This window comes from Ruegeria sp. AL11 (genome assembly GCF_056540865.1).
This window is the reverse complement of the sequence record NZ_JBQFXO010000014.1, coordinates 1-14,828: the sequence shown is the minus strand read 5'-3', so window position 1 is coordinate 14,828 and position 14,828 is coordinate 1. Positions and strand designations below refer to the sequence as shown.

Here is a 14,828-nt window from a genome sequence, read left to right as displayed (position 1 = left end):
AAGACCAATGACTTCAGCTGTTCTTACGCTCCAAAATGCCTCTTTGTCTCTAGATGGCAATGCCGGGCGGGTCGATATCCTGCATGAAATCTCTCTGTCCGTGACGAAGGGTGAGAGTCTGGGGCTGATCGGGCCATCCGGGTCGGGCAAATCTTCGCTGCTGATGCTGATGGGCGGGTTGGAGCAAGCGACCGGCGGTCGCGTCTCGGCTTTGGGTCAGGATCTGACTACAATGGATGAAGATACTCTGGCCCGCTTTCGACGCGACACGATGGGTATCGTGTTCCAGAACTTCCATCTGATCCCCACCATGACGGCACTGGAAAACGTTGCCACCCCACTGGAGCTGGCTGGCCACAAGGACGCATTCACCCGCGCCGAAGCAGAACTCGACACCGTCGGTCTGTCCCATAGGCGCGACCACTATCCGGCGCAATTGTCCGGGGGTGAGCAGCAGCGGGTTGCCCTGGCCCGCGCCTCGGCCCCGCGCCCTCAGATCCTGCTGGCGGATGAGCCGACGGGCAATCTGGATGAAACCAACGGTGCTGCAATCGTCGATCTTTTGTTCGGTCTGCGGGGCAAGCACGGCGCGACCTTGGTATTGGTCACGCACAGCCCATCGCTGGCGGCGCGCTGCGACCGCGTTGTGCGCCTGCGCGATGGCCGCATCTCGGATGAGACCAAGCAAGAGGCCGCGGAATGAGTCTGCGACTGGCCGGACGGCTGGCACGTCGTGAACTACGCGGAGACCTGCGCGGCTTTCGTATTTTCCTCGCCTGTCTCGCCCTTGGGGTTGCCGCCATCGCTGCGGTCGGCTCGGTCCGCTCGGCCATCCAGACAGGGTTGACGCAGGAAGGGGCTGCCTTGCTGGGCGGAGACGCGCAGCTTGAGTTCACCTATCGCTTTGCCAGCGACGAAGAACGGCGCTGGATGGACGAGACCGCGCAACAAGTGTCCGAGGTTGTCGATTTCCGGTCAATGGCTGTCGCCGCGCAAGACACCGGAACCGAGCGGGCGCTGACACAAGTCAAAGCGGTAGATGGCGCTTACCCTTTGGTGGGATCTGTCACTCTGGCCCCAGAGATGCCACTTGACAACGCTTTTGCGGGCGCAGACGGCCTGCCTGGTGCCGTCATAGCCCCCGCATTGATCGATCGGATGGGGCTGACGGTCGGCGATCGCTTCGCCTTGGGCACACAGGAGTTTGTCCTGATGGCGGCCCTGCGTCATGAGCCAGACGGTGCGGCGGACGGGTTCGCCCTTGGGCCACGAACACTGGTCCGAACCGACGACTTGCAGGCCTCGGGACTATTGGCCCCGGGCACCCTGTTTTCGACCAAATACCGCCTTGATCTACCCATAGGCACTGATCTTGGAGACCTCTCCCAGCAGGCCAAGGAGGCCTTCGATGGCACCGGCATGCGCTGGACCGACGCCCGCAACGGGGCACCGGGCATCACTGAATTCGTCAACCGACTCAGCGCGTTTCTGGTTCTGGTCGGTCTTTCGGGGCTAGCAGTCGGAGGCATAGGCGTATCCGCAGCCGTCCGCGCGTACCTGTCACAGAAGACCGAAACCATCGCCACCTTGCGCACCTTGGGGGCCGACCGCGCGACGATCTTCCAGACCTATATGATCCAGATCGGGCTCTTGTCGGGCATCGGAATAGCCATCGGCGTCACACTGGGCGGGCTGCTGCCGCTGGCTTTGGCCCCAATGATCGAAAGCCTGCTGCCGATCCCGGCGGTTTTCGCCCTCTACCCGCAAGCTCTGGCCGAGGCTGCGATCTACGGCATTCTGACCGCTTTCCTATTCACCCTCTGGCCACTGGCCCGTACCGAGGAGGTGCGTGCCGCCACCCTGTTCCGCGATGCGCTGACTACGGCCCGCGCCCTCCCCCGACCCATCTATGTCATGGCCACCGGTTTCGGGCTGCTCCTGCTGATCGCAATCGCCGCGTGGTTCAGCGGCTCGGCCCGACTGACGCTCGGGACCAGCGCTGGCTTGGTTGGCGCGCTCGTACTTCTGTCCATGTCGGCCATCGCCATCGGCCGCCTTGCTCGTGCGGGCAAACCCGTCGCGCGTGGCCGCCCTGCCCTGCGATGGGCGCTCTCGGCTATTTCCGACCCGCGCGAGGGCGCGGCGTCGGTTGTCTTGTCCCTCGGTCTCGGTCTGTCTGTTCTGGCCGCTGTTGGGCAGATTGACGGAACCTTGCGCAACGCGATCTCGAGCAACCTGCCGGATGTCGCGCCGTCCTATTTCTTTGTCGACATCCAAAAGGACCAGATGCCGGGCTTCACCGAGCGTCTTGAGACCGACCCATCCGTCAGCCGCATCGAAAGCGCACCGATGCTGCGCGGCATTATCACCCAGATCAACGGACGTCCCGCGCGCGACATAGCCGGGGACCATTGGGTTCTGGAGGGCGACCGAGGTATCACATACTCGACCCGCCCGCCCGAAAACGCCCGCGTCACAGCAGGCGATTGGTGGGCCGAAGACTATTCCGGAGAACCGCAGGTCAGCTTCGCCGCGGAAGAGGCCGCAGAGATGGGGCTGGCCCTTGGGGATGAACTGACGGTTAACATCTTGGGCCGAGATATCACGGCCCGCCTGACCTCATTGCGCGAGGTTGACTTTTCGACGGCAGGCATGGGCTTCATAATGTCGATGAACCCCTCGGCGCTGGCCGGGGCACCACACAGTTTCATCGCCACTGTCTATGCTGAGGAACAGGCCGAAACCGCGATCCTGCGCGATCTGGCCGACCAATACCCCAACATCACCGCGATCCGGGTGCGAGACGCGATTGACCGGGTGTCGGGCCTGTTGGCCGGGTTGGCGGCGGCAACCTCTTATGGGGCAGGAGTCTCGCTTTTGACCGGGTTTCTGGTCCTGATCGGTGCAGCCGCCGCCGGAGAGCCCGCGCGACGCTACGAGGCTGCCGTTCTGAAAACACTCGGGGCGAACCGACAGCGCATCCTGCTAAGCTTTGCTCTGCGTGCTGTCTTGCTGGGAGCGGCCGCCGGGGGCGTCGCCCTTCTAGTCGGCATTCTGGGGGGCTGGGCCGTCGCCACCTATATCTTCGACACCGGCTATACGGTTATCTGGCCTTCAGCCGTTGGCATCGTATTGGCCGGAATGGTCGTGACACTGGGTGCAGGGCTTGCATTCGCTCTACGTCCGCTATCGGTAAGACCAGCCCGCATCCTGCGCGCCAGCGATTGACCCTTTAGCGCACGCAGGCGACGGGTTGCAGGATTTTCAATAAAGGATCGTTGTCACAAACCAACGCGTCCAATGTGATTTCGTCAAGCGAGGCGTAAAATACCTCAGCCGCGTCCTTCAGCGCCAGCTTCAATCGACACGCATCGGTCAGAGGGCAGGTGTTGTCGGCATCCGCAAAACACTCGGCAATCGGCAACGCGCCTTCGACATCCCGGAACACCGCCCCCACCCGGATCTCATCGGCCGAGCGCGCCAGCGACATGCCCCCATTGCGACCCCGTTGGGTGCTGAGATAGTTCAGCTGGCTCAACTGGTTTATCACCTGAGCCAGATGGTTTTCGGAGATGTTGCAAACCTCGGCAATCTCGGCCTTGGTCACCAGCCTTTCGGGATGTGCCGCGCAATACATCAACAGGCGCACGGCGATATTCGTCCGTTTGGTAATCCGCATAAGGGCCTCCCTAAATCATTGATGTGATCTTATTGCATGTCCGGCAAAAAAGCGGTTTGACATACATCAATCGACCGAAAGGACATCTCGCGCTGATGGCAGATCCCTATTTCTTCGGCTATGGCAGCCTCGTGAACTTGGCCACACATGACTTTCCCGATCCTCGGCCAGCAAAGCTCCAAGGTTGGCGGCGGGCATGGAAGCACACCGACTTGCGCTCGGTCGCCTTCCTAACTGCGGTCCCTGATCCTGATTCCGAGATCGAAGGTATGATTGCCCATGTGCCAAAAAACGACTGGGCCGCGCTGGATGAGCGTGAGTGGGCCTATGACCGCATCCCCGCCACGCGGTCAGTCACGCATCCGCTTGCGCAGGATGTTGAAATCGCTGTTTATGCAGTGCCGGAGGACCGACACAATGCGCCGACAGATCATCATCCGCTGCTGCTGAGCTACATAGACGTCGTTGTGCAAGGATATCTGCGTATTTTTGGACCCGACGGGGCCGATCGGTTCTTCGCAACAACGGATGGCTGGGACGCGCCCGTCTTGAATGACAGGGCCGAGCCAAGATACCCGCGCCACCAACAGCTCAAACCCGACGAGACAGATTTTGTTGACGATCGCTTGCGCCGGGCGTCGGTGCGGGTCATCCAACCGCACCAACAAAAAGAGGCAGACGAACTGCCTGCCTCTTTCAAGTTCTAAGGTCTGACAATCAGCCTCGCGCGCGGATCACTTGCAACAGTGGCAAGAGTGCCGCCATCTCGGGCCCACGCTCCATCCCGGTCAGCGCCTTGCGCAGCGGCATGAACAGGCCCTTGCCCTTGCGGCCCGTGGCCTCTTTGACGGACTTGGTCCAAGTGCCCCACGTGTCGCCATCAAACGGACCTTCCGGCAATAGCGCAATCGCCTCGGCGATAAAGTCACGATCCTCCTCGGCGATCAGAGGTTCCGCCCCATCCCGGCACAGCTCCCACCAGCCTGTGAGATCGGCCAGAGTGGTGATGTTCTCGCGCGCCATGGCCCAAAACGGCTCGGCCAGATCGGCAGGAACACCCGCCTCGGCAACGGCGCCTGCAACATCCGCCAGCGGCAGCGATTGCAGATGCTTCGCGGTCAGCGGGAACAGATCCTGCACATCGAACTTGGTTGGAGCCGCTCCAAAACGGTTGATATCGAATCCGTCGATCAGCTCGGCCATCTCGGACCGCAACTCCACCGGGTCAGACGAGCCCAGACGCGCCATCAGGCTCAGCAGAGCCATCGGCTGCACGCCCTGCTCACGCAGATCACGCAGCGCCAGCGTGCCCAGACGTTTCGACAGTGCCTCGCCCTGCGGGCCGGTCAGCAACGAATGGTGCGCAAAACGGGGGCAAGTGCCGCCCAGCGCCTCGATGATCTGAATCTGCGTTGCGGTGTTGGTGACGTGGTCCGAGCCACGTACAACATCGGTCACGCCCATCTCGGTATCGTCCACGACGGAGGCAATCGTATAGAGCACCTGACCGTCACCCCGGATCAACACCGGATCGGAAACCGAGGCCGCATCGATCGAGATGTCGCCCAGAATGCCGTCATTCCACTCGATCCGTTCGTGATCCAGCTTGAAGCGCCAGACGCCATTGCCACGCTCAGCCCTCAGCGCGTCTTTCTCGGCCTCACTCAGGTTCAGCGCGGCGCGGTCATAGACCGGCGGCTTGCCCATGTTCAGCTGCTTCTTGCGCTTGAGGTCCAGCTCGGTCGGCGTCTCAAACGCCTCGTAAAACCGGCCCATCTCGCGCAGCTTGTCAGCGGCTTCGGCGTAGCGGTCCAGACGTTCGGACTGACGCTCGACCCGATCCCAGTGCAGACCCAGCCACTCAAGATCCTGTTTGATCGCGTCGACATATTCCTCTTTCGAGCGCTCAGGATCGGTATCGTCGATGCGCAGGATGAAGGTGCCGCCTGCTTTGCGGGCGATCAGGTAGTTCATCAGAGCGGTGCGCAGGTTGCCCACATGGATATAACCGGTGGGCGACGGGGCGAAACGGGTGGTTGTCATGGGTGTCTCCTGTTGGCGCGGCTCTTGTCACAAAGGCGCGTTTTTGTCCAGCAGGCGTTTCGGACTACCCAAGTTCCGCAGGACCCCCCAGATCGCAAGATGAACAAATATTAACACGCAATGTTCATCCACGCAGACTAAGTACCGGTGTATAAGGTGGCACGCGACCCGAAGCGAACTACCTTTTTCGCTGGCGTTCTGACAGGGAGACTAAGAAATGGCCATCAATTTAACACGCAGAGCGGCCCTGGGCGCCGCAGCAGCCCTTCCATTTGCATCCGCAGCGACCCCACTTTTGGCGGCCGGAGCCGAGACAAAGGCGAACTCGACCATCGCAAGATCATTCCAGCTGGGCGACTTCACGGTCACAACCCTGCTGGATGGCAGCTTGCCGCGCGACGGTGCGCAGGAAATCTTCGGTGGCGGCGCCTCGGATGAGGAATTCGCCAAAGTATCAGCCGAAAACTTCATCTCGCCTGACGTGGCACAGTTCTTTTTCACGCCGACTCTGGTGAACACAGGCTCAGAGCTGATCCTGTTCGATACCGGACTTGGACAGGGCGGCATTCAGGCCGCTTTGGCAGATGCAGGTGTCACGCCCGATCAGATTGATGTGGTTGTGCTGACCCACATGCACCCGGACCATATCGGCGGCATGACCACCAATGACGCGCCGACATTCCCCAATGCCCGCTATGTCACTGCTGCACCGGAATATGACTTCTGGTCCGCTCAAGAAGCCGGGAACCGGGTCGGCGATCTGGTCGCGACCAAAGTCACCCCTCTGGCCGAGAAGATGAGTTTTATCGAGGACGGCGGAGACGTGGCCTCGGGCGTGACGGCGATGGCGACCTTTGGACATACCCCTGGTCACATGGTCTATCACCTGGAAAGTAACGGCCAGCGTCTTATCCTGACAGCGGACCTTGCCAATCACTATGTCTGGTCCTTTGCGCACCCAGAATGGGAAGTTCGGTTCGACATGGACAAAGCCGCCGCAACGGAATCACGCCGTAAGATTTTGGACCTGCTGGCCGCCGACAAAGTACCGATGATCGGCTATCACATGCCCTTCCCGGGCGCTGGCTATGTCGAAACCCGTGGCGACGGCTTCCGCTTTGTGCCCGTCAGCTATCAAATGATGGGCTAAGCCTTCAATACCCTGGGTCCGGCCGGACCTTTGAGCCATCGGTAAATCGAGACAGGCGAAACGCGGCCGGATCCACACAGGGCGTTCTGTGCATGACCAGATCTGCCATCAGCAGACCCGCACCGGGGCCGATGCCGAAGCCGTGGCCAGAAAACCCGGTGGCAATGAACAGACCCGGCAGATCATCGGCCGACGACATCACCGGGATCGCGTCCGGTGTCACGTCAATCATCCCCGCCCAGCTTTGGACGATCTCGGCCTGCTCCAGCGCCGGATAACTCTTGCGCGCATTAGCCCATGCGCCCCGTATAACCTTTTGCGACGGCGCTGGATCCAGCACGCGGCAATGTTCGAACGGAGTCACATCGGTGGGCAGCCAGCGCCGATCCTCTCGCGCCTCGGTCGCCCAGCGGCCTGACAGGCGAAAGCGCAGCGATCTCCATTCCTGCGCGAATGCTGGCAGGAACTTGAGGGCCAGCCGGAAACTGTCGGGCACGATATCCACCGTGTTTTCATGACCCGAAGCGATGGTATAGCCACCATCGGCCCGCTTTCGGATTGCAAACCCATCCGACCACAGCGCGACCTCGGGCCCTTCGGCCACCGGCGACACGCGCATGACCGTGTTCAGCACCTTCAGTTGAGGCAAGTCGAACCCCGCGTTTCCGGCGAACAGGCGCGACCAAGCCCCACCGGCTAAAACCACCCGGTCACACGCCACGCGGCCCCGTTCCGTGTAAACTCCGGCGACGCGGCCCGCTTGCATATCGACGCTACGGACGGCGCAATTGGTCATGACGATCGCCCCACGATCACGCGCGGCCTCAGCGATGGCGGGGGCGGCCCATTGCGGCTCGGCCCGACCGTCTTGTGGCATATAAAGACCGCTTGAGATATCCGACTGCGCCCCGGGCATAAGCTCGGCCAGTTCGGCCCCGACGACGATCCGCGCGCCAGTGTCTAACCCATCGACATGGCGCATCCAACGTTCAAGATTGCGCGCATCTCGCTGGCCTGAGGCCCCAAAGAGAATTCCTGATTGCGTGTAGCCGGTCTGACGCCCGGTCCGGTCCTCCATCCCTCGCCAAAGGCGCAGCGATTCCTGCATCAGAGGGATCTCCCTCGGGTCGCGCATACCAAGACGCACCCATCCCCAATTGCGAGAGCTCTGCTCGCCAGCGATCTGACCCTTTTCACAGAGCAGGACCGAAACGCCCCGCTCGGCCAGCTCCAAGGCTGTCGACACACCGACAATACCGCCGCCGATCACGACGACATCGGTTTGTTTCGGCAATGAAAGATCGGAGTCGAAAACAGTAGGCTTGGGACCGGGCATCAAAAGCTCATGGACAATCGCATGGACCGCCATGGAGACCGACCACTGAGCCGCTGGCAACCGGTTTTTTGAGGATCACAACAGGATTGTGCAGACCTGTGGCGCGCACGCCAAAGGTGCCGCGAAATACGCCGCACCTTCTAAGACTTTAGCCTAGCAATTTACGCCGCGCCTGACAGCTCAGCCCATTTCTGACGCAGATTGGCCGAGAACCCGCTCGCCTTGGGCTTTGACCCGGTCCTGACCTCTTCTTGAGGGACGAGATCAGGGAATTCAGGACGCTTCATCGGCGCGACATTCTGCTGACCTGCATCTTCCCTCAGCATGTCCGCAATGGCCGCATCCAGTTTCTCCTCGTCCAACTCTTGGGGAGGAGATTCCATCGTATTCAGCGCACGCGGCGCGTGAAGCGATTTATCATATTGCTCATTCATCGTAACACCACACTGTTCACTCAGACATCCCACCCGGATGTTACGTCGTCAGGCTAAAAACAGTTTGCCATGACCCTGCGCCCCTCGCAGCAATACGTCACACCCGCCTCACATGAGGCAATATCCAAGCATAAATGTGGCGGAAAAATGTCGCAAAAACAAGGAGAGCCTGCGGATCACCTAGGAAAATGAGCGGGGCACGCATGGTATCGGAAACAATGCGAGAGCTCAGATCAGCACTACACCATAAACGGGAAACAATGCGCCTTATTTACCCCTGATCACGCCAACGATTCACGATCGGATAGCGACGATCCAACCAGAAGGCCCGGCTGGTCAGGCGCGTGCCGGGGGCGGATTGGAACCGTTTATACTCACTGATGTAAATCAGATGCTCGACCCGTTTAGCATCGGCCTCATCGAAACCGGCCGCAACACAATCGGCAATCGAGCCATCCTGATCGACCAGGATATCCAGAATGCCATCCAGAACCGGATAGTCCGGCAGGCTGTCGCTGTCTTTCTGATCTTCGCGCAGCTCGGCACTTGGGGGTTTGTCGATGACCGACGGGCGGATGACCTCGCCTTCAGGCCCCATCATCCAGTCGCGATGATTGGCGTTGCGCCAGCGGCAAGTCTCGAACACGCGGGTTTTGTAGAGGTCCTTGATCGGGTTATAGCCCCCGTTCATGTCGCCGTAGATGGTAGCATAACCAACCGCAACCTCGGATTTGTTACCGGTGGTCAAAAGCATCTCACCAAATTTGTTCGAGATCGCCATCAGCAACACACCTCGCAGGCGGGACTGGATGTTCTCTTCGGTCAGATCGGCATCGCGACCGGCAAACAAAGAGGCAAGTGTCTCGGTCACCGCCGCGCGGCTGTCCGAGATCGGCACATAGTCATAGTGAACGCCCAGCGCCTTAGCGACCGCCTCGGCATCTTCCAGCGAGGTTTGGCTGGTGTATTCCGATGGCAGCATCACGCAACGCACATTGTCAGCGCCAATCGCGTCAACGGCAATGGCCGCAACCAGGGCTGAATCGACCCCGCCTGAAAGCCCAAGAACCGCCTTTTTGAAACCGGTCTTGCCCATGTAGTCACGCAAGGATTGGACCATGGCGCGGTAGTCTTGCTCCCACACATCCGGTTGGGGGACGATCTCGGCCGGGACGATGCGCCAGCCGTCATCGCCACGCTCAAGGTCCACGTGGCGTATCGCTTCGTCGAATACGGGCATGCGGAAGGAAAGCTCACCACCCGGGTTAAGACCGAAAGTTGCTCCGTCAAAAACCTGATCGTCTTGCCCGCCAACCATGTTCAGATAGATCAGCGGCAGGCCGGTCTCGACCACGCGGGCCACCATGTGGTTCAGACGCACATCGTATTTGTCCCGGAAATAGGGCGAGCCGTTGGGGATCAGCAGAAACTCGGCCCCGGTTTCCTCCAGCGTTTCAGCCACATCCGGATGCCAGCCATCTTCGCAGATCGGGCTGCCGATGCGGAAATTGCCCACCGAGTACGGCCCACCCAGCGGGCCGGAATCATAAAGACGCACCTCATCAAACACGGTCTCGTTCGGCAGATGGTGCTTCAGGGACTTGCTGGTGATTCGGCCACCATTCAGGATCAGATACGCATTGTAGAGGCTGTCATCTTCTACCCACGGCCCGCCGATGGCGATGGCGGGACCCTCGGCGCAGTCCACGGCCAGCGCCTCAATCGCGGCCATAGCAGCGCGGTGAAACACGGGCTTCATCACAAGGTCCTGCGTGTTGTAGCCGGTGATGAACATCTCGGGGAAGGCCACCATATCGGCCCCGGCCTCGCGGGCCTCGTGCCACGCTGCGCGTGCTTTGGCGGCATTGCCGGAAATATCCCCCACGGTGGGGTTAAGCTGCGCCAGAGTGATGCGGAAACGGTCGGCCATGCTGCCCTCTTGCCTTCGTCAGTCCTTTTGCATTTAGCAGATCACCGCGCGAGTGAAAGGGCCATGCGGCAAAAGCCGTTGCTCTGCCCGTGACGGTCCCTTAGTTTTGCGCCGAAGAAAGCAAGCAATGATGACCGGGCAGGCAGGAACAACAATGGATGTGATCCGCAATTCGATTGCTGCAGGGGCCATGACCCTGATCGCAGCGGCAGCCTTTGCACAGGACGGAACCGTCATCGTCAAGGATGACGAGGTCGGAGGTGTCTATGAAGGCACCTTCCTGAACGGCTTGCGGCACGGGACCGGGTCGTATCGGCTACCCAACGGGTTCGAGTATTCGGGCGAATGGATCGAAGGCAAGATTCAGGGGCAAGGCACGGCGCGCTTTGCAAATGGCGCGATCTACGAAGGTACATTCGCCGATGGCCAGCCAGACGGCCAGGGCAAGATCACCTATCCCGATGGCGGCACCTACGAAGGGACGTGGTCCAACGGGGCCATCAACGGAACCGGCGTGGCCCAATATGCCAATGGCCTGCGATATGAAGGCGCGTTCAAAGACGCGCGCCATCACGGCAAGGGCACTCTGTCCGACCCCAACGGATACGCCTACGAGGGCGACTGGGTTGAGGGTGAAAAGCAGGGCATAGGCAAGATCACTTCGGCCGATGGATCTGTCTATGAAGGTGAGATCGAACAGGGTCAGCGCCATGGTCAAGGTCGTCTGGTTCAGTCGGACGGCGTTGAATATGACGGTCAGTGGCAGAACAACGTGATGACAGGCACCGGGCGGCTGACGCTGGCCAACGGGGATGTCTACGAGGGCGCATTGCTGGACGGGCGCCGTCAGGGCAAAGGCAAGGAAACCTATGCCAACGGCAACGTCTATGAGGGCGACTACGAAGACGATCAGCGCCACGGCAAAGGCACCTTCACCGGGACAGATGGCTACAGCTATACAGGCGACTGGTCCCGTGGTCAGATCGAAGGTTTTGGTGAGATCACCTATCCCGATGGCTCAACCTATATCGGTGAACTCAGTGCGGACCTGCCGCATGGCAAGGGCCAGAACACCTATCCCGACGGCACCGTCTATGATGGTGAGTGGGTTGCGGGTGTCTTCGAGGGCCGAGGCAAGGCCACATACCCAAACGGTGTCGTCTATACCGGCGAGTTTCGGAATGCGGTCAGCCATGGCAACGGCGTTGTCACCTTTGCCAACGGCTACCGCTATGAGGGCGAATGGGTCGATGGCGCGCGACAGGGCAAAGGTAAGGCCAGCTACGCGGACGGCACGATCTATGACGGAGACTTCTTGAACGGCAAGCGCCACGGCAAGGGCACGATCACAACGCCTAGCACCTTCACCTACACGGGCGATTGGGTTGACGGCAAAATCAGCGGAGTGGGTGTTGCGACCTACAGTACAGGCGACGTTTACGAAGGCGGCTTCCTCGACAACAAACGCCACGGCGAAGGCACCATGCGCTATGCCAACGGGCAAGAGGAGACAGGCGTGTGGGACAATGACGCCCTGCCTGCGCAAAGCTCAGCAGAAGAATCGCCCGCGCAAGAGGATCAACCCGCTCAGGCTGAAAACGCTGAGGAACCAGCGCAGGCTGAACCCTCCGACGGTTAACTTGCTACCACGGAACGGGTTTTCCGGCCCAGTCGAAGAACCCACCCGTGTCATCGGTCGTTAGACTGTTGACCACGTTCAGCAGGTTCATCGCGGCCTCTTCAGGCTCCACTGCCGGATGTCGACCAAGGTATTTCTGCGTGAAGGCCGTTTTGACGGTTCCGGGATGCAAAGACACGCAGATCGCCTGTTTGTGCGTGCGCGCCAGTTCAATGGCCGAGGTGTGGACGATCTGGTTTACCGCGGCTTTCGCGGCACGGTAGCTGATCCAACCACCGATCCGGTTGTCCCCGATCGACCCCACACGCGCCGACAGAACACCAAAAACAGATCGCCTGTCGCGTGGTAGCAATCTGTGCGCACGGCTGAGGACCAAGGCCGGACCAACCGAATTCAACGCAAACTGATCCATCATGGCCTGCGCCGATACAGCTCGGATCGTCTTTTCCGGCTCCGCCCCGTTGATCTCCAACGCGCCAGAGGCCACCAGAACCAGATCGAACGGATCAGGCAGGTCATCCAACATCTGCAAAGCCTGCTCCGGTTGGGTCAGATCAAACCCGTCAACCGACCGGGACAGGCTGGTGACCTGTATGCCCTGCTCCTCAAGACGCGCGCAAAGCGCCGAACCAATTCCGCCAGAGGCGCCTATAACCAAAGCTGTTTTCATGCCTCACGACCTAGCGGCAGCGACGGTTGGATCAATAATGGGTCCTCAAGAATTCGCATAGAAAGGACCACGCCCTCATTTTGGTTCTTTTCATTCCGCGCAAGCTGGGTATAACCTCATCCTCATGATCAACCGCGCAGATATCCTTGTTGCCGACACCGCCCTTCGCGGTGCGTCGCTGCGTGGCCTACTGATCCTAATCCGCCTCTGAGCGTGCCAACCGGCGCGCCCGCTCAGAGGAGGACGCCAGCGCGCCAAGAGGCTTTAGGACAGAAGAAGAAAGAGAACCCCATGACCAACGTGACCGACCAAGACCGCGTCTTGATCTTCGATACCACTTTGCGCGACGGCGAGCAGAGCCCCGGCGCAACCATGACCCATGACGAAAAGCTCGAGATTGCCGAGCTGCTGGACGAGATGGGCGTCGACATTATCGAAGCCGGTTTCCCCATCGCATCCGAGGGCGACTTCAAGGCCGTTTCCGAGATTGCGCAACGATCGAAAAACAGCCGTATCTGCGGTCTGGCCCGTGCGAACTTCGCCGATATCGACCGCTGCTGGGAGGCTGTAAAACACGCCGAGAAGAACCGTATTCACACCTTCATCGGCACCTCCCCCCTGCACCGCGCCATTCCGAACCTGACGATGGATGAGATGGCCGAGAAGATCCACGAAACCGTCAGCCACGCGCGCAACCTGTGTGAAAACGTACAATGGTCACCGATGGATGCGACGCGGACCGAGTGGGATTACCTCTGCCGAGTGATCGAGATCGCGATCAAGGCCGGGGCGACTACGATTAACATCCCTGACACTGTGGGATATACTGCACCTGTGGAGTCCGCCGACCTGATCAAACGCCTGATCGAGACTGTACCGAGCGCGGATGAGGTGATCTTTGCCACCCACTGTCACAACGACCTTGGCATGGCGACCGCGAACTCTCTGGCCGCTGTAGCAGGCGGTGCGCGTCAGATCGAGTGTACCATCAACGGTCTGGGCGAACGGGCGGGCAATACGGCTTTGGAAGAGGTCGTGATGGCTCTGCGCACCCGCAACGACATCATGCCTTGGCACACGGGCATCGACACAACCAAGATCATGCATATCTCGCGCCGCGTGGCGACCGTGTCGGGCTTCAACGTGCAGTTCAACAAGGCCATCGTCGGCAAGAACGCCTTCGCGCATGAAAGCGGCATCCATCAGGATGGGATGCTGAAGAACCGCGAAAACTTCGAGATCATGCGCCCCGAGGATATCGGTCTCTCAGGGACTTCTCTGCCCTTGGGCAAGCATTCAGGCCGCGCCGCGCTGCGCGACAAGCTCGAGACGTTGGGTTTTGATGTGGGCGATAACCAGCTCAAGGACATCTTCGTGCGGTTCAAGGATCTGGCCGACCGCAAGAAAGAGGTGTTCGACGACGACCTGATCGCGCTCATGACCATGGACGAGCATGACGACTATCTTCAGCTTGTCTCGATGAAAGTGACCTGCGGCACCGGGGGCCAGGCCGAGGCAACCGTCGAACTTGAAATGGACGGCAAGGACATCATCGCCACCGAACATGGCGACGGGCCTGTGGATGCAACGTTCAAAGCGATCCGCGCGATCTACCCCAACACAGCCCGGTTGCAACTGTATCAGGTCCATGCCGTCACCGAAGGCACCGACGCGCAAGCCACAGTCTCGGTCCGCCTGAGCGAAGACGGCATGATCGCAACCGGCCAATCGGCCAACACAGACACGGTCGTTGCGTCAGCCAAGGCCTATATCCACGCGCTGAACCGCCTGATCGTTCGCCGCGAGAAAACCGGCCCCGGCGCAGACACGCGTGAGATCAGCTACAAAGACCTGACCTAGAAACGGCAAAGGGCTCCCGCACCCGCGGCGGCCCGGCATCGCCGACCCATCTTGGGTTTTGGGCCCGGCAGCGCGCCTGCGGCGCGC

Annotated in this window: 12 protein-coding genes; 6 read left to right on the top strand and 6 right to left on the bottom strand. The window is 60.4% G+C overall.

The window, feature by feature from the left end; genetic code table 11:
• Nucleotides 1–7: 7 nt before the first annotated feature.
• Together ACR0IP_RS20475 and ACR0IP_RS20470 are read left to right on the top strand one after the other, a co-directional pair.
• Nucleotides 8–703: an ABC transporter ATP-binding protein gene (locus tag ACR0IP_RS20475; protein ID WP_480527619.1), complete on the top strand. Its 696-nt coding sequence runs from the start codon at nucleotides 8–10 to the stop codon at nucleotides 701–703.
• Nucleotides 700–3,228 carry an ABC transporter permease gene (locus ACR0IP_RS20470; protein WP_480527617.1) on the top strand — a complete coding sequence of 843 codons (2,529 nt, stop codon included), beginning with the start codon at nucleotides 700–702 and terminating at the stop codon, nucleotides 3,226–3,228. The genes ACR0IP_RS20475 and ACR0IP_RS20470 overlap by 4 nt, the downstream gene beginning before the upstream one ends.
• 4 nt (nucleotides 3,229–3,232) lie before the next feature.
• Here ACR0IP_RS20470 and ACR0IP_RS20465 read toward each other — a convergent pair whose 3' ends face one another.
• A complete protein-coding gene (locus ACR0IP_RS20465) occupies nucleotides 3,233–3,679 on the bottom strand; it encodes an RrF2 family transcriptional regulator (RefSeq protein WP_170490778.1) in 447 nt (148 codons plus the stop codon).
• A gap of 95 nt (nucleotides 3,680–3,774) precedes the next feature.
• Here ACR0IP_RS20465 and ACR0IP_RS20460 point away from each other — a divergent pair, with 95 nt between their 5' ends.
• Nucleotides 3,775–4,386, top strand: a complete 612-nt coding sequence (locus ACR0IP_RS20460) for a gamma-glutamylcyclotransferase family protein (RefSeq protein WP_480527614.1) — start codon at nucleotides 3,775–3,777, stop codon at nucleotides 4,384–4,386.
• Nucleotides 4,387–4,396: 10 nt separating this feature from the next.
• Here ACR0IP_RS20460 and gltX read toward each other — a convergent pair whose 3' ends face one another.
• The gene (gene gltX / locus ACR0IP_RS20455) at nucleotides 4,397–5,722 is read right to left on the bottom strand and encodes a glutamate--tRNA ligase (protein WP_480527613.1); all 1,326 of its coding nucleotides are present in this window, start codon (nucleotides 5,720–5,722) and stop codon (nucleotides 4,397–4,399) included.
• Nucleotides 5,723–5,939: 217 nt separating this feature from the next.
• Here gltX and ACR0IP_RS20450 point away from each other — a divergent pair, with 217 nt between their 5' ends.
• Nucleotides 5,940–6,872: an MBL fold metallo-hydrolase gene (locus ACR0IP_RS20450; protein ID WP_480527611.1), complete on the top strand. Its 933-nt coding sequence runs from the start codon at nucleotides 5,940–5,942 to the stop codon at nucleotides 6,870–6,872.
• A 4-nt stretch (nucleotides 6,873–6,876) separates the two neighbouring features.
• Here the strand turns inward: ACR0IP_RS20450 and ACR0IP_RS20445 are convergent, their stop codons facing one another.
• From ACR0IP_RS20445 to ACR0IP_RS20435, 3 genes are all read right to left on the bottom strand, one after another.
• Nucleotides 6,877–8,208 carry an NAD(P)/FAD-dependent oxidoreductase gene (locus ACR0IP_RS20445; protein WP_170691426.1) on the bottom strand — a complete coding sequence of 444 codons (1,332 nt, stop codon included), beginning with the start codon at nucleotides 8,206–8,208 and terminating at the stop codon, nucleotides 6,877–6,879.
• A 161-nt stretch (nucleotides 8,209–8,369) separates the two neighbouring features.
• The gene (locus tag ACR0IP_RS20440) at nucleotides 8,370–8,591 is read right to left on the bottom strand and encodes a hypothetical protein (RefSeq protein WP_480527608.1); all 222 of its coding nucleotides are present in this window, start codon (nucleotides 8,589–8,591) and stop codon (nucleotides 8,370–8,372) included.
• 322 nt (nucleotides 8,592–8,913) lie between these two features.
• Nucleotides 8,914–10,572, bottom strand: a complete 1,659-nt coding sequence (locus tag ACR0IP_RS20435) for an NAD+ synthase (protein WP_480527607.1) — start codon at nucleotides 10,570–10,572, stop codon at nucleotides 8,914–8,916.
• A gap of 130 nt (nucleotides 10,573–10,702) precedes the next feature.
• Here ACR0IP_RS20435 and ACR0IP_RS20430 point away from each other — a divergent pair, with 130 nt between their 5' ends.
• Nucleotides 10,703–12,211, top strand: coding sequence for an MORN repeat-containing protein (locus ACR0IP_RS20430; RefSeq protein WP_480527605.1), 1,509 nt, complete (start codon nucleotides 10,703–10,705; stop codon nucleotides 12,209–12,211).
• Between the two features lie 4 nt (nucleotides 12,212–12,215).
• On the opposite strand, the gene ACR0IP_RS20425 is transcribed toward ACR0IP_RS20430, so the two are convergent.
• Nucleotides 12,216–12,881, bottom strand: coding sequence for an SDR family NAD(P)-dependent oxidoreductase (locus ACR0IP_RS20425; RefSeq protein ID WP_170691429.1), 666 nt, complete (start codon nucleotides 12,879–12,881; stop codon nucleotides 12,216–12,218).
• 291 nt (nucleotides 12,882–13,172) lie between these two features.
• Here ACR0IP_RS20425 and ACR0IP_RS20420 point away from each other — a divergent pair, with 291 nt between their 5' ends.
• Nucleotides 13,173–14,741 carry a 2-isopropylmalate synthase gene (locus ACR0IP_RS20420; RefSeq protein ID WP_480527603.1) on the top strand — a complete coding sequence of 523 codons (1,569 nt, stop codon included), beginning with the start codon at nucleotides 13,173–13,175 and terminating at the stop codon, nucleotides 14,739–14,741.
• Nucleotides 14,742–14,828: the final 87 nt, after the last annotated feature.

Excerpts from the sequence above, each read along its gene's own strand:
- ACR0IP_RS20430 (WP_480527605.1), top strand. The coding sequence starts at position 10,703 with ATGACCGGGCAGGCAGGAACAACAATGGATGTGATCCGCAATTCGATT.
- ACR0IP_RS20465 (WP_170490778.1), bottom strand. The coding sequence starts at position 3,679 with ATGCGGATTACCAAACGGACGAATATCGCCGTGCGCCTGTTGATGTAT.
- ACR0IP_RS20475 (WP_480527619.1), top strand. The coding sequence starts at position 8 with ATGACTTCAGCTGTTCTTACGCTCCAAAATGCCTCTTTGTCTCTAGAT.
- ACR0IP_RS20425 (WP_170691429.1), bottom strand. The coding sequence starts at position 12,881 with ATGAAAACAGCTTTGGTTATAGGCGCCTCTGGCGGAATTGGTTCGGCG.
- ACR0IP_RS20445 (WP_170691426.1), bottom strand. The coding sequence starts at position 8,208 with ATGCCCGGTCCCAAGCCTACTGTTTTCGACTCCGATCTTTCATTGCCG.
- gltX (WP_480527613.1), bottom strand. The coding sequence starts at position 5,722 with ATGACAACCACCCGTTTCGCCCCGTCGCCCACCGGTTATATCCATGTG.
- ACR0IP_RS20450 (WP_480527611.1), top strand. The coding sequence starts at position 5,940 with ATGGCCATCAATTTAACACGCAGAGCGGCCCTGGGCGCCGCAGCAGCC.
- ACR0IP_RS20470 (WP_480527617.1), top strand. The coding sequence starts at position 700 with ATGAGTCTGCGACTGGCCGGACGGCTGGCACGTCGTGAACTACGCGGA.
- ACR0IP_RS20435 (WP_480527607.1), bottom strand. The coding sequence starts at position 10,572 with ATGGCCGACCGTTTCCGCATCACTCTGGCGCAGCTTAACCCCACCGTG.
- ACR0IP_RS20460 (WP_480527614.1), top strand. The coding sequence starts at position 3,775 with ATGGCAGATCCCTATTTCTTCGGCTATGGCAGCCTCGTGAACTTGGCC.
- ACR0IP_RS20420 (WP_480527603.1), top strand. The coding sequence starts at position 13,173 with ATGACCAACGTGACCGACCAAGACCGCGTCTTGATCTTCGATACCACT.
- ACR0IP_RS20440 (WP_480527608.1), bottom strand. The coding sequence starts at position 8,591 with ATGGAATCTCCTCCCCAAGAGTTGGACGAGGAGAAACTGGATGCGGCC.